The 22,724-nt window shown below is 62.7% G+C and carries 21 protein-coding genes; 14 read left to right on the top strand and 7 right to left on the bottom strand.

The window, feature by feature from the left end:
- Window positions 1–23 precede the first annotated feature (23 nt).
- The 4 genes from LPA37_RS23830 to LPA37_RS23815 form a co-directional block, all read right to left on the bottom strand.
- Window positions 24–875 carry a carbohydrate ABC transporter permease gene (locus tag LPA37_RS23830; RefSeq protein ID WP_228978153.1) on the bottom strand — a complete coding sequence of 284 codons (852 nt, stop codon included), beginning with the start codon at window positions 873–875 and terminating at the stop codon, window positions 24–26.
- Window positions 876–893: 18 nt separating this feature from the next.
- Complete coding sequence (locus tag LPA37_RS23825; protein WP_229013875.1) at window positions 894–1,799, bottom strand: carbohydrate ABC transporter permease; 906 nt, start codon at window positions 1,797–1,799, stop codon at window positions 894–896.
- Window positions 1,800–1,892: 93 nt separating this feature from the next.
- Complete coding sequence (locus tag LPA37_RS23820) at window positions 1,893–3,095, bottom strand: ABC transporter substrate-binding protein (protein ID WP_229013889.1); 1,203 nt, start codon at window positions 3,093–3,095, stop codon at window positions 1,893–1,895.
- A 191-nt stretch (window positions 3,096–3,286) separates the two neighbouring features.
- Window positions 3,287–4,435, bottom strand: coding sequence for an ABC transporter ATP-binding protein (locus LPA37_RS23815; protein ID WP_228978155.1), 1,149 nt, complete (start codon window positions 4,433–4,435; stop codon window positions 3,287–3,289).
- Window positions 4,436–4,668: 233 nt separating this feature from the next.
- On the opposite strand from LPA37_RS23815, the gene LPA37_RS23810 reads away from it, so the two are divergent.
- Window positions 4,669–5,694, top strand: coding sequence for a LacI family DNA-binding transcriptional regulator (locus tag LPA37_RS23810; RefSeq protein ID WP_228978157.1), 1,026 nt, complete (start codon window positions 4,669–4,671; stop codon window positions 5,692–5,694).
- 227 nt (window positions 5,695–5,921) lie between these two features.
- Window positions 5,922–6,242: a DUF4148 domain-containing protein gene (locus LPA37_RS23805; RefSeq protein WP_228978158.1), complete on the top strand. Its 321-nt coding sequence runs from the start codon at window positions 5,922–5,924 to the stop codon at window positions 6,240–6,242.
- 73 nt (window positions 6,243–6,315) lie between these two features.
- On the opposite strand, the gene LPA37_RS23800 is transcribed toward LPA37_RS23805, so the two are convergent.
- Window positions 6,316–7,671, bottom strand: coding sequence for a TAXI family TRAP transporter solute-binding subunit (locus tag LPA37_RS23800; RefSeq protein WP_229013874.1), 1,356 nt, complete (start codon window positions 7,669–7,671; stop codon window positions 6,316–6,318).
- A 211-nt stretch (window positions 7,672–7,882) separates the two neighbouring features.
- Between LPA37_RS23800 and LPA37_RS23795 the strand changes: the two genes are divergently transcribed.
- From LPA37_RS23795 to LPA37_RS23760, 8 genes are all read left to right on the top strand, one after another.
- Window positions 7,883–8,704 carry an alpha/beta fold hydrolase gene (locus LPA37_RS23795; RefSeq protein ID WP_228978164.1) on the top strand — a complete coding sequence of 274 codons (822 nt, stop codon included), beginning with the start codon at window positions 7,883–7,885 and terminating at the stop codon, window positions 8,702–8,704.
- A gap of 266 nt (window positions 8,705–8,970) precedes the next feature.
- Entirely contained in the window at window positions 8,971–9,264 is a 294-nt protein-coding gene (locus LPA37_RS23790; RefSeq protein ID WP_229013873.1) for a hypothetical protein, read from the top strand.
- Between the two features lie 201 nt (window positions 9,265–9,465).
- Window positions 9,466–11,847 carry an ATP-binding protein gene (locus LPA37_RS23785; protein WP_229013872.1) on the top strand — a complete coding sequence of 794 codons (2,382 nt, stop codon included), beginning with the start codon at window positions 9,466–9,468 and terminating at the stop codon, window positions 11,845–11,847.
- 68 nt (window positions 11,848–11,915) lie between these two features.
- Complete coding sequence (locus tag LPA37_RS23780; RefSeq protein ID WP_228978169.1) at window positions 11,916–12,650, top strand: methyl-accepting chemotaxis protein; 735 nt, start codon at window positions 11,916–11,918, stop codon at window positions 12,648–12,650.
- Entirely contained in the window at window positions 12,647–13,186 is a 540-nt protein-coding gene (locus LPA37_RS23775; RefSeq protein WP_228978170.1) for a hypothetical protein, read from the top strand. Before LPA37_RS23780 ends, LPA37_RS23775 begins: the two co-directional genes overlap by 4 nt.
- Before the next feature lie 29 nt (window positions 13,187–13,215).
- Window positions 13,216–13,581 carry a response regulator gene (locus LPA37_RS23770; RefSeq protein WP_090536429.1) on the top strand — a complete coding sequence of 122 codons (366 nt, stop codon included), beginning with the start codon at window positions 13,216–13,218 and terminating at the stop codon, window positions 13,579–13,581.
- Between the two features lie 170 nt (window positions 13,582–13,751).
- Window positions 13,752–15,185, top strand: coding sequence for a DUF1254 domain-containing protein (locus tag LPA37_RS23765; RefSeq protein ID WP_228978171.1), 1,434 nt, complete (start codon window positions 13,752–13,754; stop codon window positions 15,183–15,185).
- A gap of 289 nt (window positions 15,186–15,474) precedes the next feature.
- A complete protein-coding gene (locus LPA37_RS23760) occupies window positions 15,475–16,431 on the top strand; it encodes a quinone oxidoreductase family protein (protein ID WP_229013871.1) in 957 nt (318 codons plus the stop codon).
- Between the two features lie 145 nt (window positions 16,432–16,576).
- On the opposite strand, the gene LPA37_RS23755 is transcribed toward LPA37_RS23760, so the two are convergent.
- Window positions 16,577–17,053, bottom strand: coding sequence for an Lrp/AsnC family transcriptional regulator (locus tag LPA37_RS23755; protein ID WP_228978174.1), 477 nt, complete (start codon window positions 17,051–17,053; stop codon window positions 16,577–16,579).
- An 85-nt stretch (window positions 17,054–17,138) separates the two neighbouring features.
- Here LPA37_RS23755 and LPA37_RS23750 point away from each other — a divergent pair, with 85 nt between their 5' ends.
- The 3 genes from LPA37_RS23750 (at window position 17,139) to LPA37_RS23740 (ending at window position 20,090) form a co-directional block, all read left to right on the top strand.
- Window positions 17,139–18,011, top strand: coding sequence for an EamA family transporter (locus tag LPA37_RS23750; RefSeq protein WP_229013870.1), 873 nt, complete (start codon window positions 17,139–17,141; stop codon window positions 18,009–18,011).
- A gap of 357 nt (window positions 18,012–18,368) precedes the next feature.
- Window positions 18,369–19,565: a GGDEF domain-containing protein gene (locus LPA37_RS23745; RefSeq protein WP_229013869.1), complete on the top strand. Its 1,197-nt coding sequence runs from the start codon at window positions 18,369–18,371 to the stop codon at window positions 19,563–19,565.
- A gap of 135 nt (window positions 19,566–19,700) precedes the next feature.
- On the top strand, window positions 19,701–20,090 hold the full coding sequence (locus LPA37_RS23740; RefSeq protein WP_229013868.1) for a hypothetical protein: 390 nt from the start codon (window positions 19,701–19,703) through the stop codon (window positions 20,088–20,090).
- 47 nt (window positions 20,091–20,137) lie between these two features.
- On the opposite strand, the gene LPA37_RS23735 is transcribed toward LPA37_RS23740, so the two are convergent.
- Window positions 20,138–21,364: an MFS transporter gene (locus tag LPA37_RS23735; protein WP_229013867.1), complete on the bottom strand. Its 1,227-nt coding sequence runs from the start codon at window positions 21,362–21,364 to the stop codon at window positions 20,138–20,140.
- Between the two features lie 142 nt (window positions 21,365–21,506).
- Between LPA37_RS23735 and gcvA the strand changes: the two genes are divergently transcribed.
- Window positions 21,507–22,454, top strand: coding sequence for a transcriptional regulator GcvA (gene gcvA / locus LPA37_RS23730; protein WP_228978183.1), 948 nt, complete (start codon window positions 21,507–21,509; stop codon window positions 22,452–22,454).
- Window positions 22,455–22,724: the final 270 nt, after the last annotated feature.

Below are 22,724 nucleotides of genomic sequence, written 5' to 3'. Positions count from 1 at the left end.
TTCTCTCTGGTAAAAGTAACGGGTCAGCCTTTGCTTGCACCGAACGTCAGGCCGGCAACGAAATGTTTTTGCATCGCAAAGAACATCAGCACGGAGGGCATCGCGGCCAGTACGGACCCCGCCGCGACGAGATTCCACGCGGTCGTCCACTGGCCCTTGAGCGCGGCGACGCCGACGGTGATCGGCGCGGCCTCGTCACCCTGCGTGAGACAGAGCGCCCAGAAGTAGTCGTTCCAGACGAACGTGAAGACGAGAATGCCGAGCGCGGCGAGAGCAGGGCGAATCAGCGGCAGGACGATGCGCGCATAGACCGTCCATTCGCTCGCGCCTTCCACGCGGGCGGCTTCGATCAGCTCGAACGGCAACTGCTTGATGAAGTTGCGCAGGAATAACGTGCAAAACCCGGTCTGAAACGCGATGTGAAAGATCACGAGCGCCCACACGGTGTTGTACAGGCCAACCTTGAGCGCCATGTCGCGCACGGGGATCATCAGGATCTGCACGGGCACGAAGTTGCCCGCGACGAACGCGAACAGCACGGCCGTGTTGCCGCGAAAGCGATACGTCGCCAGCGCGAACCCCGCCATCGAGGCCAGCAGCATTGCGCCGAGCACCGAAGGCACCGTGATCAGCACGCTGTTCGCGAAGTAGTGCAGCATCGGCGTCTGCGTGAGCGCCGCGCTGTAGTTGTCCCACAGCGCGAAGTGTTTCGGCCAGGTCCAGTAATCGCCTCGCGAAAGCTCTTCGGACGAGCGTATCGACGTCACGAGAACGGCCAGCATCGGCAGCAGCCAGACAAGGAGCGCGAGTGGCAGCGAGGCCTTGTATAACGCGCGGTTGAGCGGTTTCCAGCGTTCGACAGGAAGCGGATACATAAGGGCAGACTCCGTGAATCAGCGTTCTTCGCGCAGCATCCGGCGCAGGTGGAACACGATGTAGACGAGCATGATCGCGAACAGCACGACCGCGATCGAAGCCGAATAGCCTTCGCGGTAGTACTTGATCGCCTGGTCGTACATGTAATAGGCGAGCACGGTGGAGCTGTCGAACGGACCGCCGCCGCTCATCACCGAAATCAGGTCGAAGCTGCGCAGCGCGCCGATCACGGTCAGCACGACGGCCATGAACGTCGCGGGTCGCAGTTGCGGCAGGATCACGTGCCACAGAAGCCGCACGCCTTTCGCGCCTTCCATGCGCGCGGCCTCGACGACTTCCGGATTGATGGCGGTCAGCCCCGTGAGATACAGCACCATGCAATAGGGCGTTTGCGGCCACAGTGCGGCGAAGACGATGCCGAACGTGACGGTGTGCGGATCGCCCAGCACGGGAATGCCGTGTCCGACGATGAGCTTGAGGAGACCGAACGTCGGATCGTAGAACCAGCTGAACACGAGCCCGACCACGACACCCGAGAGCACGAATGGCGCGAAGAACAGCGACTTCACGATTCGCATGCCCCTGATCTGCTGGTTCAGATACAGCGCGAACACGAGCCCGAGCGGCGGCGCGAGCAGGAAGACGGCAAGCCAGATCAGGTTGTTCTTCAGCGCGACGTAGAACACGTCGGCATGAAACAGCTCGATGTAGTTCGCGAAGCCGACGAAGACCTTCGGCGTCATGCCATCCCAGTCGTAAAAGCTGAGCCCGATGCTGTCGATGATGGGCCAGATCACGCACAGGTTGAAGAGCGCACAGGCGGGCAGCAAAAAGAAAAACGCTGCGCGGTGCTGGCGTTTCAAGGTTGCGGGCGTGCGCCGGCCCCGAGCCGTCGCCAGCGGGCGGGCTGCTGAATCAGACATTCGAGTGGCCTCGTAAAGTCCGCGGGAAATGCGGATGAGCCTTGAGTCCACGCCCCGATGCATTCGCCGCATCGAGGCGCCTGTACAGAGACGTTACTTCTTGTAGATGCGTTTGCGGATCGCTTCGAGTCGCGCGAGCAGCGAGTCGAGTTGCGACGGATCGCTATAGAACTGCTGCATCGCCTTCATGCCTTCGTCGGCCATTTCCTTTGTCATGTCGCGGTCGTAGAACTGCGCGATGCCGCCGGTCGTGCTCGCAAGGGTCTGGAAGCCGACCTTCGAGATCGGATCGTCCGGTTCCTCTGCCTTGCTGTTGGACGGCAACTGGCCCCAGCCGCGTGCGAGATCCGCGTTGATCTGCGGCGTTTCCATGAAGGCGAGCAGACGCCGTGCATCGACCTTGTTCTTCGCCTTCGCCGGCACGAGCAGCACGTTGACCGGACCGTCTTCGGCGGTCGGCACGTTCGCGTCGACAATCGGGAAGCGGAAGAAACCGGTCTCGGGCTTGACCGATGCCGGAATGCTCGCCGAGAAGAACGTGCCCATCAGCATCATCGACGCCTTGCCGTTCACGAGGAACGGCGCGATCGAATCGAGATCGTAGGAGAGCGCGTTGTCGATGAAGTAATGGTCGTCGATCAGCGTCTTCCATGCCATGTAGACCTTCTTCACGCGCGCGTCCGTGTACGGCACTTCACCGGCCATCAGTTTCTGGTGGAACGCGTTGCCGTTGATGCGCAGGTCGAGATAATCGAACCATGCTGCGAGCGTCCAGCTGTCGCGCGCGGCGACGGCGATCGGCGCAACGCCGCTTGCCTTCAGCTTCTTGCAGGCGTCGAGAAATTCATCCCACGTTTTAGGTTCGCCCTTGATGCCGGCCTTCTCGAAGAGATCCTTGCGATAGAAGAAACCGTACGCGTCGTAACCGAGCGGCGCCGCATACTGCTTGCCCTTGTACGTCGAGGCTTCCTTCACCGAAGCGTATTGCTGGTCCCAGCCGTTCTTGCTCCAGTCGGACGAGAGGTCTTCGAGCAGTCCGCGCTGCGCGTAATACGCCATGCGTTCGCCGTCGTGCCACGACACGACATCGGGCGGATCGGTGGCGAGCCAGCCGCCCATCTGCACCTTGTACGTTTCCTCGGTGACGTACGTCACTTTCAGGTCGACGTCGGGGTTCGCTTTCTTGAACTTGTCGAATGCGTCCTGCCAGGTCGAGCGCTGGTTGCCGCGCGCCGACACGTTGACGTTCAGCTCGCCGGCCTGCGCGGTCACGCCCGCCAGCAGCGCGGTGACCATCGCGACGGCGGCGACGGCGCTGGAAAGGCGCTTCGTACGACGCCGTGCGAGCGTTGCGTGATTGATGCCACTGGTTTTCATCTGCTGTCTCCTTGACTACGTTGTCTACGTTATGTGTCGGCACGCACCGTGCGGCCGGTCGATCCTGCCGGCTCCGCGGCCGGCGCATGCGGTACAGCTTTCAGCAACGCTCATGCAACCTGAAGCGAGGGCAATGCGGACCCCGCGACCGTGCGTTCAAGCGCAATGCCATCGGCGTCGAACAGATGGCACGCGTCGGCGGGAATGCGCAGCGCGATGCGCTCGCCAGGCTGCGTCGATGTATCGCCCGGCGCCTTGAAGACCAGTGCGCCGCCAGCGTAATCGGCGTGGATATAGCTGTGTTCGCCGAGCTGTTCCGTGAGCGTCGCGACGCCACGCAGCGACTGGTCTTCACCATCGGCGCGGATGTGTTCGGGACGGATGCCGAGCGTCACGGGCTGATCGCGCACGAGACGCGTGCCGTCGACACAGACCGCGAGTTTTTCGTCGCCCTTGGTGAGCTTCACCGTCACGCGGCCCGGCTCGATCGAATCGACGCGGGCGTCGATAAAATTCATGCGCGGCGAGCCGATGAAACCCGCGACGAAACGCGAGCGCGGACGATGATAAAGCTCGAGTGGCGCGCCAACCTGCGCGATGCTGCCAAAGCGCTGTGTATCCGCGCCCGCATGCAGCAGTACGATGCGATCGGCGAGCGTCATCGCCTCGACCTGATCGTGCGTCACGTACACCACGCTCGCCTGTGCAAAACGCTGATGCAGTCGGGCGATTTCGATGCGCGTCTGACCGCGCAGCGCGGCGTCGAGATTGGACAGCGGCTCGTCGAACAGGAATACGCCGGGCTCGCGCACGATCGCGCGGCCAATCGCCACGCGCTGCCGCTGCCCGCCCGAGAGCGCTTTCGGCTGACGCTCCAGCAGGGCGTCGAGTTCAAGAATCCGCGCGGCCTCGCGCACCTTGCGGTCGATGTCATCCTTCGGTGTTTTGGCGAGCTTCAGTCCGAACGCCATGTTCTCGAACACGGTCATGTGCGGAAAGAGCGCGTAGCTCTGGAACACCATCGCGACGCCGCGCTCCGCGGCGGGGACGCTGTTCATCAGCTTGCCGCCGATGTGGAGATCGCCTTCGCTCATGTCCTCGAGACCGGCGATGATCCGCAACAACGTGGATTTGCCGCAGCCCGACGGCCCGAGGAAAACGCAGAACTCGTGTTCGCCGATATCGAGATTCAGACGCCGGATCACCGGCGAATTATTGCCGTACGACTTCTCGACCTGCGTGAGACTGATTGCCGACATGCCCGTCTCCCTTTGAATTTAAGCGCTTAAATTTCGCTGCAAAAAAATCGGCGAAACGCTTGCGCCGCGTTCATTTAAGCGCTTAAATTCGTAGCTGGGATTTGAAATCACGATGTCTGTCTCCGGAGTATTTTCATGAAACTTAACAAAGCCTGCGCCGGCTGTGCAACATCTGGTTGCTGTTCCCTGAATGTGGGACGGTTCGCCGGTGTGACTTCACGGAACGGGTCGCCATGGTCACGTTGACGGAAGTCGCGCGCCGCGCGCGGGTCACGGCGGCCACGGTGTCGAACGTGCTGCGCAATCGCGAGAAGGTACGCCCTGAAACCGCCGAGCGCGTGCTGAGCGCGATTCGCGAACTCGGCTACCGGCCGAATCTGAACGCGCGGGCACTCGCCGAGGGACGCTCGTCGACGCTCGCGCTGATGCTCGGAAATATCGCCAATCCGTTCTATCCGGAGTTCGTGCTCGCGGCCGAGCGCGCCGCGCGCCGCGCGGGCTATTTCCTGATGGTGTGCAACACCGACGACGACGCCGAAACCGGCCGCGCCTATCTCACGCAGGTCGCCGGCACGCTGGCCGAAGGCGTGATCGTCCTCAATACCGATATCGCGATCAACGAGCTGTGCGCGTCGGCGGCGATCGGCGCGCCGATCGTGTTGAGCCTGTGGGAGCATCCGGAGTCGCCGCCAGGATTGCCGTGCGTCGCGGTCGATTTCGCGCGCGCGGGAGCGCTGGCGGCAGGGCATCTGCTGGAACTGGGACATCGCGACATCGGCATGCTGGTCGGCGACGGCTGCGGCGGTTTGCAGGACGCGCGCGCGAACGGGTTTCGCGAGGTCATGCGTGCCGCCGGCATCGAACCGGACGCCGCCGCGGTGCTGCAGATCCGCGACACGATCGATGCGGGCTACGAGGCGTGCATCCAGCTGATGTCGAATACGCCTGACCTCACGGCAATCTTCGCAACGAACGACCTGCTCGCGATCGGCGCGATGCAGGCGCTCGCGTCGCTGGGCCGTCAGGTGCCCGAGGACGTATCCGTGATCGGCATCACCGATATCCAGCTCGCGCACCAGGTGCGCCCGGCGCTCACGACGGTCGCGATCAACACGAGCGAAATCGCCGGGCTGTCCATCGATCTGCTGATCCAGCTGATGCGAAAGGAGCGCGTCGATGCATCGCCGCCCATGCTGCAAGGACCGCCGCCGAAGCTGATGGTGCGCCAGTCGACCTGTGCGCCCGGGCGAACCGGTTGACGCAAACCGCTCCACGAAACGGCTCCGGTATCGGCATCGGGACCCCGAGCCAGGGAGCTTGAAACCCCCGCCCGACAAGGCTTTGCAATTGGTCCGCATTTCAGAACAGTGATTTCGCCTTTCCGGTATTTATCCCGAGGTATGTCTGCTTCTACACTGGCTTCAATCGCTGCAAACAAACCGGTTTGCAGACCCAGTCAAGACAGATTTATTCGGAGGTAGTTACCATGAAGTCGCTCATCAAGGCTGTTGCTCTCGCTGTAGTGCTCGCTGCTCCGGTTGTTTCGTTCGCACAATCGAATGGCCCCGTGACCCGCGCACAGGTTCGCGCCGAGCTGGCTCAACTGGAAAAAGCCGGCTACAACCCGAACATCGGTGAAATCGACTATCCGGAGAACATCCAGGCCGCCGAAGCACGCGTCGCCGCGCAAAACAGCACTGTGCAAAACAGCGGTTACGGTTCGTCGACGAATGGTTCGTCGCAGGCAGGTGTCCGCCGTGAAGTCACGGTGAGCTCGTACTCGCCGCCGGTCTACGTCGCGCACTAAGCCGCACACGTTGTACACGCTGTAAATGTCGAAAGCCCGCATTGGCGGGCTTTCGTTGTTTCTGGCGTGCGAGTTATGCGTTCGATGCCGGGCGTCGTTCTCCCGTCAGCCGGGAACGCACGAAGCCGACGTGTTCGCGCAGCACATAGAACGCGTCGGCGTGGGCGAGCGGCATCTTCATCCGGTTGATGCCTTCCTCGATGTGATCGAGCTCCTTGAGCAGCGCGTCGCGCTCTTCGCCCGATGCCTTTGCCAGTGCGCCGCGCTCGATCGCGATCAGCGAACCGTACCAGCGATAGATCCGCGAGCGCACGCGCCAGCGATACAGCGCCGGGATCGTGCGTAACGCGGGAACGAGCAGCACCAGCGCGGGCAGCAATATCACCAGCAGCCGGTCGGCGAGACTCGCGAGCCAGAACGGCAGGTTGCGATAGAAGAAGCTCTTGCCGGACCGGTAGTACCGTATCGCGTCTTCGCTGATCCGGTATTCGTGCGCAATCGGACTCGGAAACTCGCCGGCGTGCTGCAACAGGCCTGCCGTGCCGTGAACCTGCTGCGCCGCTTCGATGAGCAGATCGGAAATGGCCGGATGCAGCGTCGAACGCGCGACGATTTCGACCGTCGGCCCGATCAGATGGACGGTGTCCGGCGGAATCTTGTGTCCGAGATCGAGAAGGCCTGGTGGCAGATCGATCTCGTTCAGATAAGGAAAGCGCCGCGTGTAAGCCGCCGCCTCCGAGAAGTCCAGCACCGACACCCCGGGCACCTGCAACAGCCGCAGCATCATCGCGCGCGTGGCCGAATCGCCGTTGACAATGGCCGCGTCCGCCTGCCCGGTGACGACCTGTCTCGCGGCTTCGGCGCCGTCGCTGGGCAGAAGCGTCGTGGTGCCGCCCGGCTCGATCCCGTTCGCGCCCAGGAGCGCCAGCGAGAGCAGGCGCGTGCCGCTGCCTTCCCGGCCGATCGCGATGCGCTTGCCCGCGAACTGCGAAAGCCGGTCCATGCCGTGGCCCCGATAGAACACCACGACCGGCGCGTAGAACACGCTGCCAAGCGACATGAGCGACGAGGTATCCACGCCCTGTGCGATGCCGCCCTGCACGAGCGCGACGTCCACATGCTGTTTCGGGTCGAGCAGGCGTTGCAGGTTCTGCACCGATCCAGCGGACGTCAGCACCTTCAGCGTGATGCCATTGCGCGCGAGGATCTCGCGGTACGCCTCGGCGGCCGGCAGCAACGTGCTGTCCTTCGGCCCCGCGCTCATGACGATCACTTTCGGCGGCGCGGGATCGACGAGCCAGATGAAGAGTCCGACTGCCAGCGCGCACAGCAGGGCGGCCGGCCCCCAGACGAGGATGTGATCATGCCACTCCGTCGTGGCATGGCCGTAGCGCCGGTGCGGTGAGTTCTGTTCGTGAGGGTGGCTCATACGTCGTTCCCCGGATGGCTGTTGTGGGCCCGTCCGTCGCATCGCGGGCACCGCGATACGGACGGCAGCCCTGAATTCTTTCATGGCCGCCCGCGCAGGCTGGCCGCGAGTGCGACGACGTCATATTGGTGAGCTAGTATCCTCTGGAAGCTTACCGCGCAAGGCAGCAGTCCGGCAGTCCGATCCCCCCATCTACCCAGGAGATGATTCCATGAGCACGATCACGACGAAAGACGGCACCGATATTTTTTACAAGGACTGGGGTACGGGGCGTCCCGTCGTCTTCTCGCATGGCTGGCCGCTGAGCGCCGACGCGTGGGACGCGCAGATGCTGTTCCTCGTCCAGAAGGGTTATCGGGTCATCGCGCACGACCGCCGTGGTCATGGCCGTTCCAGCCAGACGTGGAGCGGCAACGACATGGACACCTATGCCGACGATCTCGCCGCCCTCATCGTGCATCTCGACCTGAAGGACGCCATGCTCGTCGGCCATTCCACGGGCGGCGGCGAAGTCGCGCACTACATCGGCCGTCACGGCACGATGCGCGTCGCTAAAGTCGTGCTGATCGGCGCGGTGCCTCCGCTGATGGTGAAGACCGGGGCGCATCCCAACGGCGTGCCCATCGACGTGTTCGACGGTATCCGCAAGAGCGTGGCCGACGATCGCTCGCAGTTTTACAAGGATCTTGCGATGCCGTTCCATGGCTACAACAGGCCCGGCGCGAAGGTGTCGCAGGGCGTGATCGACTCATTCTGGGCGCAGGGCATGCAGGGCTCGATCAGCGGCCAGTACGACTGCATCAAGCAGTTCTCCGAAGTCGACTACACCGAAGACCTGCAAAAGATCGACGTGCCCGCGCTCGTGCTGCACGGTGACGACGACCAGATCGTACCGATCGACGAAGCGGGCCGTCTGTCCGCGAAGATCATCCCCAACGCGACGCTGAAGGTTTACCCAGGTGGCCCGCACGGCATGTGCACCACGATGGCCGACAAGATCAACGCCGACCTGCTGGCGTTTCTCGAGTCGTGACACAGCCTGTCTGACGCGGGTCTGCTGACCGTTGTACGCGCAACCGCCTGCGTCATCGCCACTTCTGGTGCGGCAGGTTCACGGCGGTTGCCCCCGGAAAAGGGCAGCGGGAGCAATGTGACACGTATTGTGCGTCGCACCATTTACCTGTTTTTCCAGTATAGTGATCGGATCAATGGTGTCTTCCAGACTGCTAGAGGCGCCCTGTGGAGCGCCTGGGCATATGCCTTCCGCGTGGCCATGACGCACAGGCAAGGAGAGATCACATGTTCGATGCCGAAATTGCAGCCACACTTCTAAACCGCTGGGACCGCAAGCCGGCTATGGCCGGAGGCGGTACGTACCTCAACCTGTTGCGCGAAGGTAACCTCGACTTTACCCATCAGCAGGGTCGCGTCAACGTGGGTAATGCCGCCGACGAAAGCGAACTCGATTTCGAGTCGCTGGTTTTCGTCGACGGCTCGCGCGCCGTGCGGATCAAGTCGTCCGACCAGGCGCCGGGCTGGACCCGCTGGGCCGCGCTCGAACCGCCGCCCGTTCTCGTACCCGACTTCGCCTGAGCGCGCGCGGCGCATCCTGTCGCGCTGCGTCTTCGTCTTCGTTTTTAGATTCGCCTTCACCCTGCATCGAAGAATCGCGATGCGTCATCGGTCCGTCACATCCCTCCCGAATAATCACCGCGCTCGACCATTCGAAACATCTTAAAACGCGATCGGCCTCTCACGCGGGCCCGATACGCTGGTTGACCCCGGGGGTTGTACATGACTATCCGTCATCGCATTACGCTGCTCGTTGTTCTGATGTTCATCGCGCTGTCGGCCATTGGCGGTTATGCCGTCTACCAGACAGGGCGTAGCGCCGCAGAAGTCCGTCAGGTGACTGAGGGCGTCGTGCCAGGCACGCTGGCTTCCGCCGATCTCGTCTCGCAGGTCAAGGATGTACAGCTGGCCACGATGACACTCGTCTACGCGCCCGACGGCAACGTGGTCGCGCAGGCACAGGAAGAACTCAAAACGAAGCAGGCCTCGCTGCAACGCGCGCTCGCGTTGCAGGACCGCGCGGCGGCCAGCCACGCGCAGAAAGGGCTGGTCGCACAGGCGCGCGACAGTGTCGAAAATTACTTCGCGGCGATCAACGAAACGGCGACGATGAAAGCCGCCGGCAAGAACGAACTCGCGCAGGCATTCTTGTTTGCCAACGTCGCGCAGTATCGCGACGAACTCGAAGGGATCGTCGAAACGCTGCGCGTCGAGAAAAACCGCGAGAAGGACGACGCCATTACCTCGCTCAACGCGACGCTCTCCACCACGACGATGGCGATTGCGATCGTGACGGGTATCGCCGTATTGCTGCTCACGTTGATCGGCGCACTGCTGTACCGGCAGATCACGCGACCGCTGAGCCGTATGCAGGCGATGATGAGCGAGATCGCCTCGAGCCAGGATTTCACGCGTCGCGTGCCGGTTGGGCGCATGGACGAGATCGGCCATTCGATCGTCGCGTTCAACGGCATGATCGCGAAGATCCAGGAAAGCTCGGCGTTGCTCAAGCAGAAAACCGCCGATATTCAGGCGATGTTGCAGAACATGCAGCAGGGCATTCTGACGGTCGTCGATGGCGCGGTGATTCACGCCGAGTATTCGGCGTATCTGGAAGCGATCTTCGAAACGCGCGACATCGCCGGTCGCGGCCTGATGGAACTGGTGTTCGCCGATACCGACCTTGGCGCGGACGCGCTCTCGCAGATCGACGCCGCCACGCATGCGTGCCTTGGCGAAGACTGCATCAACTTCGCGTTCAACCAGCATCTGCTCGTGAACGAAATCACACGACGCATGCCCGATGGCCGCGAGAAGACGCTCGATCTCAGCTGGTCCGCGATCACCGACGAAAGCGATACGGTCGTGCGTCTGATGCTGTGCGTGCGCGACGTCACCGAGTTGCGCGAACTCGCGGCGCAGGCGAGCGAGCAGCAGCGCCGGCTGGAGATGATCGGCGAGATTCTCGCGGTGAGCGAGGAGAAATTCCAGCAGTTCATCGAGAGTTCAGCGGGCTTCGTCAGCGAGAACGAGCGGATCATCCGCAAGCATTCGCAGGCCGACGGTGCGGCGATCGCCGAACTGTTCCGCAACATGCATACGATCAAGGGCAACGCGCGCACCTACAACCTTCAGTATCTGACCAACGTCGTGCACGAAACGGAACAGCGCTATCACGAGCTGCGCCAGGCCGATGCCGATCGTGCGTGGGATCAGGACGACCTGATGCAGGAACTCGCGCGCGTGCGCGAAGCGATCGAAAGCTACGCGACGATCAACGAAGTCAGCCTCGGACGCAAGGGCGCGTCGCGTAGCGCTCACGTCGAGCACTATCTGATGGTCGATCGCGCGCACATCCGGGAGAGCCTGCAACTGCTGGAAACCGCGAACGTCGCAAGTCTCGACGAGCTGGTTGCGATGCGCGATGCGGTGCACCGGACATTGCGTCTGGTGGGGAGCGAGAGCGTCGGCGAATCGCTCGCGGGCGTGCTCGAATCGTTGCCATCGCTTGCGCGGGAACTGGGCAAGGCGGAGCCGGCGGTGCGCATCGACGACAACGGCTACCGCCTGCGCAGCCAGGCCGCCGGCACGCTGCGAAACGTATTCATGCACCTGCTGCGTAATTCGATCGACCACGGTATTGAAAACGGCGACGAGCGCATCGCGAATGGCAAGCCGGCGGCTGGTGCGATCGATATCGAAGTCGGCGTCGATCACGACATGCTTCAGGTCACGCTCAGCGACGACGGACGCGGCCTCGCACTGGCGCGTATCCGGGGCATCGCGATCGGGCGCGGCTGGATCGGCGCCGACGAGAAACTGGACGACGCCGCCATTGCACAGCTGATTTTCCGGCCGGGGTTTTCGACCGCTCACGCGATCACCGAAGTGTCGGGGCGTGGTGTCGGCATGGACGCGGTGCGCGATTTCCTCGCTCGCGAACACGGCCGCATCGAGTTGCGTTTCACCGACGATCGTCACGGCGCCGACTTCCGGCAGTTTCAGACGGTCGTCTGCCTGCCGGACAACATGGCGATCGACAGCCTCGGCACGGACGCACGTCGCGACGTCAACGCTTCGCGGGCCGGCGCGCTCGTGGACTGAACTGAAGCACCGGTCGCGCGATTTTCTTCCCTATCGCCCGATGGACATCCAGAAGAGAAGGACAGGTTGTGATTGAACAGTATTGTCTGGCGGCTCTCGCCGGCGGCGCGGTGAGCGGCGTACTCGCGTTCGCGGCGTACCGCTTTTACGGCGCTCACGCACGCACGCGGCAGCGATCCGAAGTGCAGGCGCACATCGAGACGCTGGCTCAGACCAGCGCCGCGCAGCATGCATTGATCGAGCAGGCCGCGCACGAAAAGCAGCAGCTCGAAACGCAGATGGCCGCGCTGCGCGAGGCACTCGCGAGCGAGGCCGACGCGGCGGAAAACATTCGCGCCTTGATGAACGCCGCGACAGAAGACCGGCATCAATGGGCCGCGCTTGCACAACAGATCGCGAGCGAAGCGTCGCGTCTGAGGAGTCTTGGCGCGACGTTCGAGCGCTGGCACGAACAGATGATCTCGCTGATGGCGCAGAACCGGGACATGCACGCGAAGAATCAGGAGCTTTCCTCGATCGTGAGGCACGTGGTGATCGTCTCGCTGAACGCGTCGATCGAAGCCGCGCGCGCCGGCACGGCCGGGCGCGGCTTCGCGGTCGTGGCGAGCGAAGTCCGGGCGCTCGCGGCGCGCTCGGAAGAGCTGTCGAAGAGCTATCGCGACAGCCTGCATCGCAGCGACCTCACGACGACGGGCACGTTCCAGGACATCCAGGCCGGCGGGAAAATGATTACTGCGTCGCTGGGCAGCGTCGCGACGCTCGCGAGCCAGTTCCAGTCCCGCTTCGATCAGGCGCCGACGTGATCAGTCAGCACGCAAGGGAAAGTTTCGAGCGCATTTTTCAAAAGGCGGCGCGCGCGCGGCTGCCGATGGAAGCGGGCGACAGTTGCGAAATCGTGCCGGTCCGCGAGGGCGACGCCGGGCCTGAACGCACGGAAAGCGTCGTGGTTCTGACGATCTCGTCGATCGTTTTCCGGATGCTGCTCGTGCTGCATTTCGACGAAGACGCCACTACGTGCGATTACTTCGCGAGGAACGAAGAGGGCGCGACGTTTCGCGAAACGTTTCTCGAGATCTGCAATCTCTGCAGCGGCGCGATGAACCAGGCGTTGCTGCACTACTTTCCGGACCTCGGCATGTCGACGCCTTACGTGCTGAGCGCGCGTTGCCTGCCCTATCTGGAAGAGCTGAAACCCGGTTACCTCGAATCGTTCGCCATCACGATCAACGGTTCGATCCGTCTTGGCGCGACGGTCTGCGTCTGCGCGCACGCGCCGCTGGATTTCACCGCCGAGGTGAACGCAGTCGAGGAAACCAGCGGCGAACTCGAACTGTTCTGAATTTTGCAACTGACGTCACAGGAAACAACATGTCGAAAATTCTGGTGGTGGACGACTCGGGCACGGTGCGCGACGAGGTCGCCGGTTTTCTGCGCAAGAACGGCCTCGACGTCGATACGGCCGTCGACGGCAAGGACGGCCTCGCGCGCCTGAAGGCAAGCCCGGGCATCCGGCTCGTGATCAGCGATGTCAACATGCCGAACATGGACGGCCTGACGATGGTCGAGAAGATCCGCGGCGAACTTGCGAATCATGCTGTGAACGTGATCATGCTGACCACGGAAAGCAGCCCCGCGATGAAGGAGCGCGGCAAGGCGGCGGGCGTGAAGGGCTGGATCGTGAAGCCGTTCAAGGGCGATGCCGTGCTGGAAACGTTCAGGAAGCTGGCAGGCTGAACGCTCCGCGCGTTCGGGCGGAGGCGGTTCCTTGCGTCATTTCTGCGCGATGTCATGCCCGATTCCCGCAGTGTGGATCCGTTGATCGCAGGCGCGCATCCGCGCGCTAGAATGTGTCGACCCGCGAACACCGTCGACGCGGTCATCTTCAGGTTCACACAGGATTTTCCATGCTCAAAAAGAAGATCGTATGTCTCTCGCTGCTGTTACCCGTTGCAATGACGTTTACCGCCGCGGCCCAGGCCGCGACCGGCGATAGCGCGTCACAACCTTCCGCGGGCGCGGCTGCATTGAAACCGGCCCAGATCGAGACCATCGCAAAGGAAGCCTATATTTTCGGCACGCCGATGGTCGATATGTACCGGACGATGTACGCGTTCTCCGTCGACAGGACCGGGTCGCAGTACAAGGGGCCGTTCAATTCGATCCTGAATATCGCGCGTGTCTTCACACCTGAAGACACTGCGTTCGTCACACCCAATTCCGATACGCCGTACTCGTTCGCCGGGCTGGACCTGCGCGCGGAGCCGGTCGTCATCACGATTCCGCCGATGGAGAAGAACCGGTACTTCGTATTCCAGCTGATGGATATGTATACGTTCAACTTCGACTACATCGGCAGCCGCACAACGGGTAACCAGGGCGGGCACTACCTGATCGCGGGCCCCGGCTGGAAGGGGGCGACACCGAAGGGCATCAGCAAGGTCATCCATTCGGAAACCGACATGGTGAACGTGGTGGGCCGAACGCAGCTCTTCAATCCCGCCGATCTCGACAATGTGAAGAAGATCCAGGCCGGCTACAGGATCGAGCCGCTCTCGGCGTTCGAAGGTCAACCCGCACCGCAACCGGCACCCGCCATCGACTGGATCAAGCCCCTGCCGCCGGGCGCGGAACACACGTCGCCCGAATTCTTCAACCAGCTCGCGTTCGTGTTGCAGTTCGCACCGGTGAATCCAGCGGAAGCCGCGTTGCGTCATCGCTTCGAGCAGATCGGGATCGTTCCTGGTAAAACGTTCGACGTGTCCGCGTTTTCGCCTGCCACGCAGGCGGCGCTGAAGGCGGGCATGGAAGACGGGCAGAAGGCGATCGATGCACGTCGTGCTTCGCTTGCCGGCCGGAGCGACACGCTGTTCGGTTCGCGCAAGTTTCTGAAGAACGACTATGTGGCACGCGCCACGGGCACGCAGGTCGGCATCGGCGCGAATTCGCGTGACGAAGCGCTGTATCCGATTCTGGAGAAAGACGCGACCGGTCAACCGCTGGATGGCAGCAAGCATTACACGCTGCATTTCGCGAAGGGTCATCTGCCGCCTGTCAACGCGTTCTGGTCGATGACAATGTACAACGTGCCGGAACAATTGCTGGTCAAGAATCCGCTCAACCGCTATCTGATCAATTCGCCGATGCTGCCCGAACTGAAGACCGATCCGGACGGCGGATATACGATCTACATCCAGAACGAATCGCCGGGCAAGGACAAGGAAGCGAACTGGCTGCCCGCGCCGCAAGGCAAGTTCATGGTCGCGATGCGCTACTACTGGCCGAAACCCGCGCTGCTGAAAAACGAGTGGGTTTCGCCGAAGATCCAGCCCGCGAAATAAGCGATGCGCTGAAAGTGACTTCCATGTTCACGGAAGCCTGAACCGCCCGGGTGCCCTTTGCGAGTTACGGGCGCCCGGGCGGTTTTTGTTTCCGCTTCTCCGCCAGTCACCCCGACACTTTTTAACTCGACGATGCGTCGGCACAATCCCGTTTCGCTGCGATACACCCCGGTCAGAGTCCATCCGTCGCCTTCCGGCGCGCCGGCGCGGACATCCGTAGAATGCTGAGTCGGTCCATTTGACGTGGACGCAAGACCGTACGGTCGTCGTTCGAATCCGGGAGCCTGAAATGAAAGCTGCGATAGTTCACGATTTCAACGCATCGCCGCGTTACGGCGACTTTGCCGGTCCGGTTGCCGAAGCGGGCGAGACGCTCGTGCAGGTCCGTGCGGCGGCGCTCAGCCAGCTCGTGAAGAGCCAGGCATCCGGGCGCCACTACAGCAGCGGCAAAACGCTACCGCTCGTGCCGGGCGTCGATGGCGTGGGGCTGCTGCCGGACGGGCGGCGTGTGTACTTCGCGTTTCCACGCGGGCCATTCGGCGCGATGGCGCAAACGACGGTCGTGAAGACGACGTACTGCGTGCCGGTGCCGGACGACGTCGATGACGTCACGGCCGCGGCGATCGGCAATCCGGGCATGTCGTCGTGGGCCGCGCTGACCGAACGCGCGCATTTCCAGCGCGGCGAGAACGTGCTGATCAACGGCGCGACCGGCGTCTCCGGCCGGCTGGCGATCCAGATCGCGCGGCATCTCGGCGCGAACAAGGTGATCGTGACGGGGCGCAACGCGAAGAGTATCGAAGGCCTTGCCGCACTGGGCGCCGACGTGCTGATTCCGCTCGATGCGCCCGCCAGCGCGCTGACCGAAACGTTCCGCGACGCCATTCACGGTCATCGCGTGAACGTGATCCTGGATTACCTGTACGGGCCGTCGGCGGAAAGTCTGCTGGGCGCCGTGGGCGGACACAGCGGCGAAGCCGAACCGCGTATACGCTTCGTGCAGATCGGGTCGCTTGCTGGCAACACGATCAATGTTCCGGCTTCGGCGCTACGCAGTTCGGGGCTGGAGATGATGGGCACCGGGCTTGGCAGCGTGTCGAACGAGCGGCTGCTCGGCGCGATTGGCGAACTGCTGAAGGCAGTCGTGAGCAGCGGATTGTCGATCGAAGCCGACGCCGTGCCGCTGACCGAGGTCGAAAGCGCATGGACCGGTGAAGCGTCCGCGCGGACTGTGTTTACGCTCTGATGCAAGGCGCACGAATGTTTTCGGGCCGCCGGGCGACGCGACGGCTCAGCACGTCCATCGAAAGATCGCCCTCGATGTGGTTTGCACCGGAAGCGGTGTGCGATCGCCAATAACCAGCAGATGACTTGCGCGAACGTATGCGTCGTCATGTTGGACCGCGCAGCGGCGGTGTACGTAAGGCAACGGGTGTGGACTGAATGATCGATGTTGTGGTCTGGCCGTACGCGAGAAATGCGTCCAGCACCGTATCGAGCGTGTCGATGCTTCTGATGCACAGCTTCATCATGAAACAGTCCTCACCGGTGATGCGGTGACACTCGATCACTTCGGGTGTTTCCTGCGCGAGCCTGATCACTTTCGGCAGTTGCCCAAGCATCGGGCGCACGCGCACGAAAGCAGTGACTGCGTACCCTAACGCTCTGGGATCGATATCGACGCGGTAACCGCGTATCACGCCCGTTTCCTCGAGACGGCTGACCCGTTCACGCACCGCCGGACCCGACATACCGATCTTGCGCGCCAGTTCCGCCGTGCTGATTCGGGGATCGGCGCTGAGCGCCTTCAGAATTGCGACGTTGGTCGCGTCGCCGATATCCGGTTGTTCGCTAAAGTCAGATGCCATGCGAGCCTCTATTTCGAAAGAAAATAGCTGGCGTCACCTTCCATTCCGTATGTCGAAGTATAGGCGACATGCGTAGCATGGGCGTATGGACCGGAGACCATTGCCGCATGCCAGGAGCGTCATCGCAGAGCGGGTGCCGCCACACGCGTGGTTCGTCATCAGCGCGGTGTTTCACTACCTCGGCCCGTCGTTCGCAGTGATGTTGTTCGCGCACATCGCACCGCTCGGCGTCGCCTGGCTGCGCATCACGAGCGCGGCAATCGTCTTTGCGATCTGGCGACGGCCGTGGCGCTATTTCGCGAAACTCACCGGGCAGGAGCGCTGGCTCGTCGTATCGCTCGGTGCGGTGTTAGCGGCGATGAATTCGCTTTTCTATCTCGCCATCAATGCGCTGCCGCTCGGCACGGTCGGGGCGATCGAATTCCTCGGACCGATCGGACTGGCTGCATTCGGCGCAAGGTCCGCTCGCAATGTCGCGGCGTTGATTGTCGCCGGCGCGGGCGTTTATATTCTGACCGACGTCCGCATTGCGGGCGCTCCGCTCGCTTACCTGTACGCGTTTGCGAATTGTGCGCTGTTCATCGTCTATATCGTGCTCGGGCATCGAATCTCGGGTGAGGGCGGGATCGATCGCCTGGGGTTGTCGATGCTGATTGCGATGATTGCCGCGCTGCCCTTCGGCATTCACGAGGCTCTCCCCGCGTTCAGGGATTTCGGCCTGCTGGCCGCGGCAATCGGCGTCGGCATTTCGTCATCGGTGATTCCGTACGTCACCGATCAGCTGGCGATGGCACGGCTTGCCCGCGCGACCTTTGCACTGCTGCTTTCGATCCTGCCCGCTACCGCGACTGCCATCGGCTTTCTGGTGCTGGCGCAAAAACCGACGTTGCATGACCTGACGGGTATCGGACTCGTGATCGTCGGCATTGCGTTGCATCGTGCGAAGGAGACACATTAACCGCGAGTTGCGAGGGATATCCGGCGGTGCCCGGGCATGGACGGCGAGCGCCGCGGGACGATAGCGGAGCAACGCTGATATGCGCGTGAGGGACGCGTTTCTGGCGGAGACCATCCCGCCGAACTCACGAGGAAGCCTGATAAACTCAAGTTCAGGACGACACTGTCAAGGGCTCTGCCGGTCGGCTCAACCTGTCCGTGTTGACCAGGCGCCCGGATAAAGACGGCGCAGCAGCGTGTTCGGGGGAAACGCTGCTCTTAAACCGCGTCGCAGGGTTGCCGACACCTGTTATTACCCCTTTGACTATCGTCGCCTCGCGACCAGGGTCGGGCGCTGGCCCGCAAAAAGGTGTTGCTCATGCAAAGCATCCACAACAACTATTCCTTGCCGCACGGCCGGCTGGCGAAATGGCTGGCCGCGCCAGGTCAGGAGACACCACTCGAGATTCGCGTCGCACTGGTTGGCACACTTTTCGGAACACTACCCATTTTCTTCGGCGGTGTGCTTAATACGATCGCGGTTGCAGGGGTCCTCGCGTATCGACATCCGACCTTGCTTTTCCGCCTGTGGCTCGTCGCGGAAATCGTGGTTTGCGCGGCCCGGTTATGTGTGCTCTTCATTTCGCGACGTCGCGCGGCGCAAGCCTGGACGACGCCAACGGACCTCTACATCCTGCTGGCTCCGCTTTGGGGCGCCACGGTCGGCTATGGTGCATTCGTTAGCGTGATCAGTGGCGACTGGGTTGCCGCAACGCTTTCGTTCCTTTCCGCGGCCGCAATGGTCGGCGGCATTTGTTTTCGCAACTTCGCCGCGCCACGTCTCGTCGCGGTGATGATCTTTTTTTCACTGGGGCCGTGCTGTATCGGGGCGCTACTTGCAGACGAACCCGTGCTTCTTCTGACGCTTCTACAGATTCCGTTTTATATGTTTGCGATGAGTGTCGCCGCGCAGCGATTGAACGGCATGCTCATCTCAACGATGAAAGCCGAGCGCGAAAACAGTCACCGTGCACGTCACGATGCGCTCACCGGACTGCTCAACCGCGAAGGCCTGTTCAAGGCCACGGATCCGCGCGGCACACCGCCCGTCAGGGCGGGTATGACGTTCCTCTATCTCGATCTCGATGGCTTCAAGCCGGTCAACGATGCTTACGGACACGACGCAGGCGACATGCTGTTGATTCAGGTCGCGACGCGCCTGCGCGCACTCGCAAGCCAGCACGCGCTGGTTGCGCGTATGGGCGGAGACGAATTTGTGATCGTCGACGCGTTCGCGGACCGCGAGGCGCCGCAAGAACTGGCGGCGGCTATTGCACGCGCGCTTGAACAGCCATTCGAACTCTCGCCGACGCTCGCGATTACGATAGGGGCGAGCATTGGCATCGCGCATGCGAGTGCCGGGGACACCGATATCGACGCAGTACTCCGCCTGGCAGATACCGCGATGTACGACGCCAAGCGCAACAAGCAGAGTGGGCCGAGGCCTGATCACCGGGTCCCGAAGGCCGCAGTTACTGCCGTCGATGTGAACCTGTCACCGCAAGACGCCGGTTAGCGCGCGTTCCTGCGAAGACATCGATCTTTGGCGTGCCGCTCTAAAAAGCGACCGGTTACGCGTGCGTTTGTCAGACCCCATGGGCCGGGTGCCTTTACAATTCGGCACTTCGATCCGGCAACCGTGACCAGCGCCATGAAATATCTCCTTGCATTGACACTCGCAACAGTCGTCGCGACCGCGAACGCTCAGACATCCGGGGGCAGCGATCCATCCAGGCAGCAGTGCTCGATGGGGTATGTCACTGGCGTCGGTGGATCGGCGCAGAGCATTCGTGAATACCTTGCGACCCCCGACAGGGACAAATATCGGTACCTTGCGGACAACCCGATCCAATGCCACATTTCCGACGAGGGTCGCGCGTCTGCCTGTACCGGCATCACAAGCCTTAGCCATGAACAGGCCAGCGTGTATGACGACATGGACAGCGCGACGATATCCGTGGTCGCGCGCGTGGAGCTCGACCGGGGAACATACCCGGTGATCATTGTTGTGCCAAGGCAGGACATGCACTGCAAGGACTGAATGCCCTCACGGCGCTGACCGAAAACGATTTTGGAGGGTCGTCCGGCCTACGCTTGCGTTCTCTCTCCGGGTGCCAGATACGAGCGCAGTGCAATTGCCAGCGGGAAGATGGCGACGGCGGTAAGAGCCGTGGCAAAGGTAGCGCCATGTATGCCGATCCAGTCGCCGAGAAAGCCATAGATCACCGGCGAGACCGCCCCCGAAGCTATTGTGCCGGTATAAAACAGCGCGAATGCCCGCTCGGTACCCTCAACGGATGTCAGTTCCGGCACCGTCCCATACAGCACGGTAGAGGTGCCGTTGAGCATCACGCCCAGCAGCGGCAGCAGCACCATGGTGAGCGGCAGCGGGCAGAACATCACGGCGATGATCAAGGCCGCTGTGCCGCCCTCCGTTACCAGCACCGTGCCAGTTACCCCCATGCGTGCGCCCAGCCAGCCGCAGGCGAACTTGCCGGCGGCGCCACCGATAAAAACCAGTGCCAGCGCCGATCCCATCATCGGTGACGAGACGCCTTTTGCCCTGAGCAGGAACGGCAGGAAGGTCAACAGTCCCATGCGTACGCCGGTATCGAGCACGCCGATCATGAACAGCAGCGAAAAACCCGTACCCGCGGTGCCGCGACGGGGGACGGACGGCTCCTCGGCAGCGTGCGCGTTGCGCGGTATGGAAGGGAGAAATAGTGCAATCGCTGCCGCAACCACGAAGCCCAGAGTGGACACCATCCACAGCGCATGGCGCCACGGCATCAGGGTCACCAGCAGCGAAATGGCCGCCGGCAGTGCGGATTTGCCGAGGTCGCCGGAGAAGTTGTAGATACTCAACGGCCCCCTGGCATTACGCCCGTAGGCACGGGACACCGCGCCCGAGGCGACCGGATGCTGGGTGCTGGAGCCGCTGCCTGATATCGTCAACGCCACGCACAGGCCCAACAGGCTGCCCGACATCCCCGCCAGCGCATAACCAGACGCGGCCAGCAGCGTACCCAGGACCAGCGTGGCCCGGCTGCCCAGGCGCTGCGCCAGGCGCCCGGCAGGCAGTTGCAGGCTGGCCATCGTGCCCGCATAGATGCCGCGTAGCATGGCGAGAGCGCCATAGCTCAGACCGAAGTCCGTCTGCCACACCGGCAGCAGGACATAGATCATGTCTGTGTAGCCGTCGTGCAGTGCATGCGCGACACAGGAGAGCCACAACACGCGGGAGCGCGCCGGGGAAGCCGGCCGGCCGGACCGGCTGGCTACACGAGGCGGCAGGGAAAACGGGGTGAAGCGCATAAAACTCCCTCTGGTTACGAGGCGCGGGCCGGAGTGGCGGACGTCTGGCGCTTTCGCGCATTCCCGGATGGCAATTTTATGACCCACTGCACCATGCTTCAATTGACGTAATATCGGGTCAGCAGAGAAAAAAAGTCACATCATGGGTAGGGACACAGGCGTGGAAAAAGACTGGAGCAAGCTGCCGCCACTCAACGCGCTGCGCAATTTCGAGGCGGTGGCCCGGCATGGCAGTTTTGCCGCCGCCGCGGCCGATTTGCACGTCACCCATTGGGCTGTCGGAAAACAGATCAGGCTGCTGGAAGACTGGTTTGGCGTACCGCTATTCGAGCGCCGCGCGCGCGGCGTTTTACTCACCGATGAGGGCGCAGCATTGCTCAACGATGTGAGCAACGCCTTCGAGCGTCTCGCGACCGGGGCGGCGCGACTGCGCCATGATGAATTCACGCGCCGCGTATCGGGCACCGTCCGCGTGAACGTGCTGGCCAGTTTTGCGTTGTGCTGGCTGCTGCCGCGTCTGGCCGGCTTTCAGGCGCGTTATCCCGGCATCGACGTGCGGGTGTCGACCACATCGCGCAAGTTGCGCTATATCGGCGACGCCTTCGACATTGGGGTGCGCTCCGGGCACGAACAGGGTGCGGGCCTCGTGTCGCGCACGCTGATGGCCGACGTGCGCCTGCCCGCCTGCAGCCCCGCGCTGTTGCGCCAGCACCCGATACAGGACGTGGCGGATCTGCGCCACCACACCTTGTTGCATTCCGCCAGTACACGCACAGCGTGGTCGCGCTGGCTGCGGGAGGCGGGCGCGCCCGATCTGCGGGCTGCCCGTCACGTCGAGTTCGAACACGCCTATCTCCAGCTTGCCGCCGCCGTGGAGGGTCTGGGTGTGACGCTCGCCTCGCTGCCGCTGATTGGGCGCGACGTCGCCGCGGGCCGCCTGGTGTGCCCGATTGCAGCGCCAACGTGGCGCGCCCCCGACTACGCGCTGGTGATCAACGCAGATCGCACCGGCGATGACGCCGTCGTGGCATTTGAGCAATGGATCACGATGATGGCCAGCCAGGGCTCAGGGCCGTTTGAGTCTGTGTAGGTTTGCGGCTTGCCTGAATGGCAGTACACCGGGCTGCCGTGCTGCACTGCTGCACCGCTGCAACGAAGGTCCTGAAGAGCGCGGATCGTTGCCGACAAGCTTCCTGCTGGCCGTTCCTGGCCGAACCCGGAAGTACGCCCGCGGCCGGCTATCGGGTAGCCACCTGTCGAACCGAACTTCCGTAGCCGACCCATATTCGCCATTCGGATTCCCAGATTGGTCACCGGGAAGCGGTCGTTCAAAGGGGCGGTCTGGCTTCGACTTAGTCGT

The organism is Paraburkholderia gardini (assembly GCF_907164545.1).
Taxonomy (GTDB): Bacteria; Pseudomonadota; Gammaproteobacteria; order Burkholderiales; family Burkholderiaceae; genus Paraburkholderia; species Paraburkholderia gardini.
This window is presented reverse-complemented; position numbering and strand designations above follow the sequence as displayed.

Coding starts and splice junctions, on each gene's coding strand:
- LPA37_RS23830 (WP_228978153.1), bottom strand. CDS start 875: ATGTATCCGCTTCCTGTCGAACGCTGGAAACCGCTCAACCGCGCGTTA.
- LPA37_RS23825 (WP_229013875.1), bottom strand. CDS start 1,799: ATGTCTGATTCAGCAGCCCGCCCGCTGGCGACGGCTCGGGGCCGGCGC.
- LPA37_RS23820 (WP_229013889.1), bottom strand. CDS start 3,095: ATGGTCACCGCGCTGCTGGCGGGCGTGACCGCGCAGGCCGGCGAGCTG.
- LPA37_RS23815 (WP_228978155.1), bottom strand. CDS start 4,435: ATGTCGGCAATCAGTCTCACGCAGGTCGAGAAGTCGTACGGCAATAAT.
- LPA37_RS23810 (WP_228978157.1), top strand. CDS start 4,669: ATGGTCACGTTGACGGAAGTCGCGCGCCGCGCGCGGGTCACGGCGGCC.
- LPA37_RS23805 (WP_228978158.1), top strand. CDS start 5,922: ATGAAGTCGCTCATCAAGGCTGTTGCTCTCGCTGTAGTGCTCGCTGCT.
- LPA37_RS23800 (WP_229013874.1), bottom strand. CDS start 7,671: ATGAGCCACCCTCACGAACAGAACTCACCGCACCGGCGCTACGGCCAT.
- LPA37_RS23795 (WP_228978164.1), top strand. CDS start 7,883: ATGAGCACGATCACGACGAAAGACGGCACCGATATTTTTTACAAGGAC.
- LPA37_RS23790 (WP_229013873.1), top strand. CDS start 8,971: ATGTTCGATGCCGAAATTGCAGCCACACTTCTAAACCGCTGGGACCGC.
- LPA37_RS23785 (WP_229013872.1), top strand. CDS start 9,466: ATGACTATCCGTCATCGCATTACGCTGCTCGTTGTTCTGATGTTCATC.
- LPA37_RS23770 (WP_090536429.1), top strand. CDS start 13,216: ATGTCGAAAATTCTGGTGGTGGACGACTCGGGCACGGTGCGCGACGAG.
- LPA37_RS23765 (WP_228978171.1), top strand. CDS start 13,752: ATGCTCAAAAAGAAGATCGTATGTCTCTCGCTGCTGTTACCCGTTGCA.
- LPA37_RS23760 (WP_229013871.1), top strand. CDS start 15,475: ATGAAAGCTGCGATAGTTCACGATTTCAACGCATCGCCGCGTTACGGC.
- LPA37_RS23755 (WP_228978174.1), bottom strand. CDS start 17,053: ATGGCATCTGACTTTAGCGAACAACCGGATATCGGCGACGCGACCAAC.
- LPA37_RS23750 (WP_229013870.1), top strand. CDS start 17,139: ATGGACCGGAGACCATTGCCGCATGCCAGGAGCGTCATCGCAGAGCGG.
- LPA37_RS23745 (WP_229013869.1), top strand. CDS start 18,369: ATGCAAAGCATCCACAACAACTATTCCTTGCCGCACGGCCGGCTGGCG.
- LPA37_RS23740 (WP_229013868.1), top strand. CDS start 19,701: ATGAAATATCTCCTTGCATTGACACTCGCAACAGTCGTCGCGACCGCG.
- LPA37_RS23735 (WP_229013867.1), bottom strand. CDS start 21,364: ATGCGCTTCACCCCGTTTTCCCTGCCGCCTCGTGTAGCCAGCCGGTCC.
- gcvA (WP_228978183.1), top strand. CDS start 21,507: ATGGGTAGGGACACAGGCGTGGAAAAAGACTGGAGCAAGCTGCCGCCA.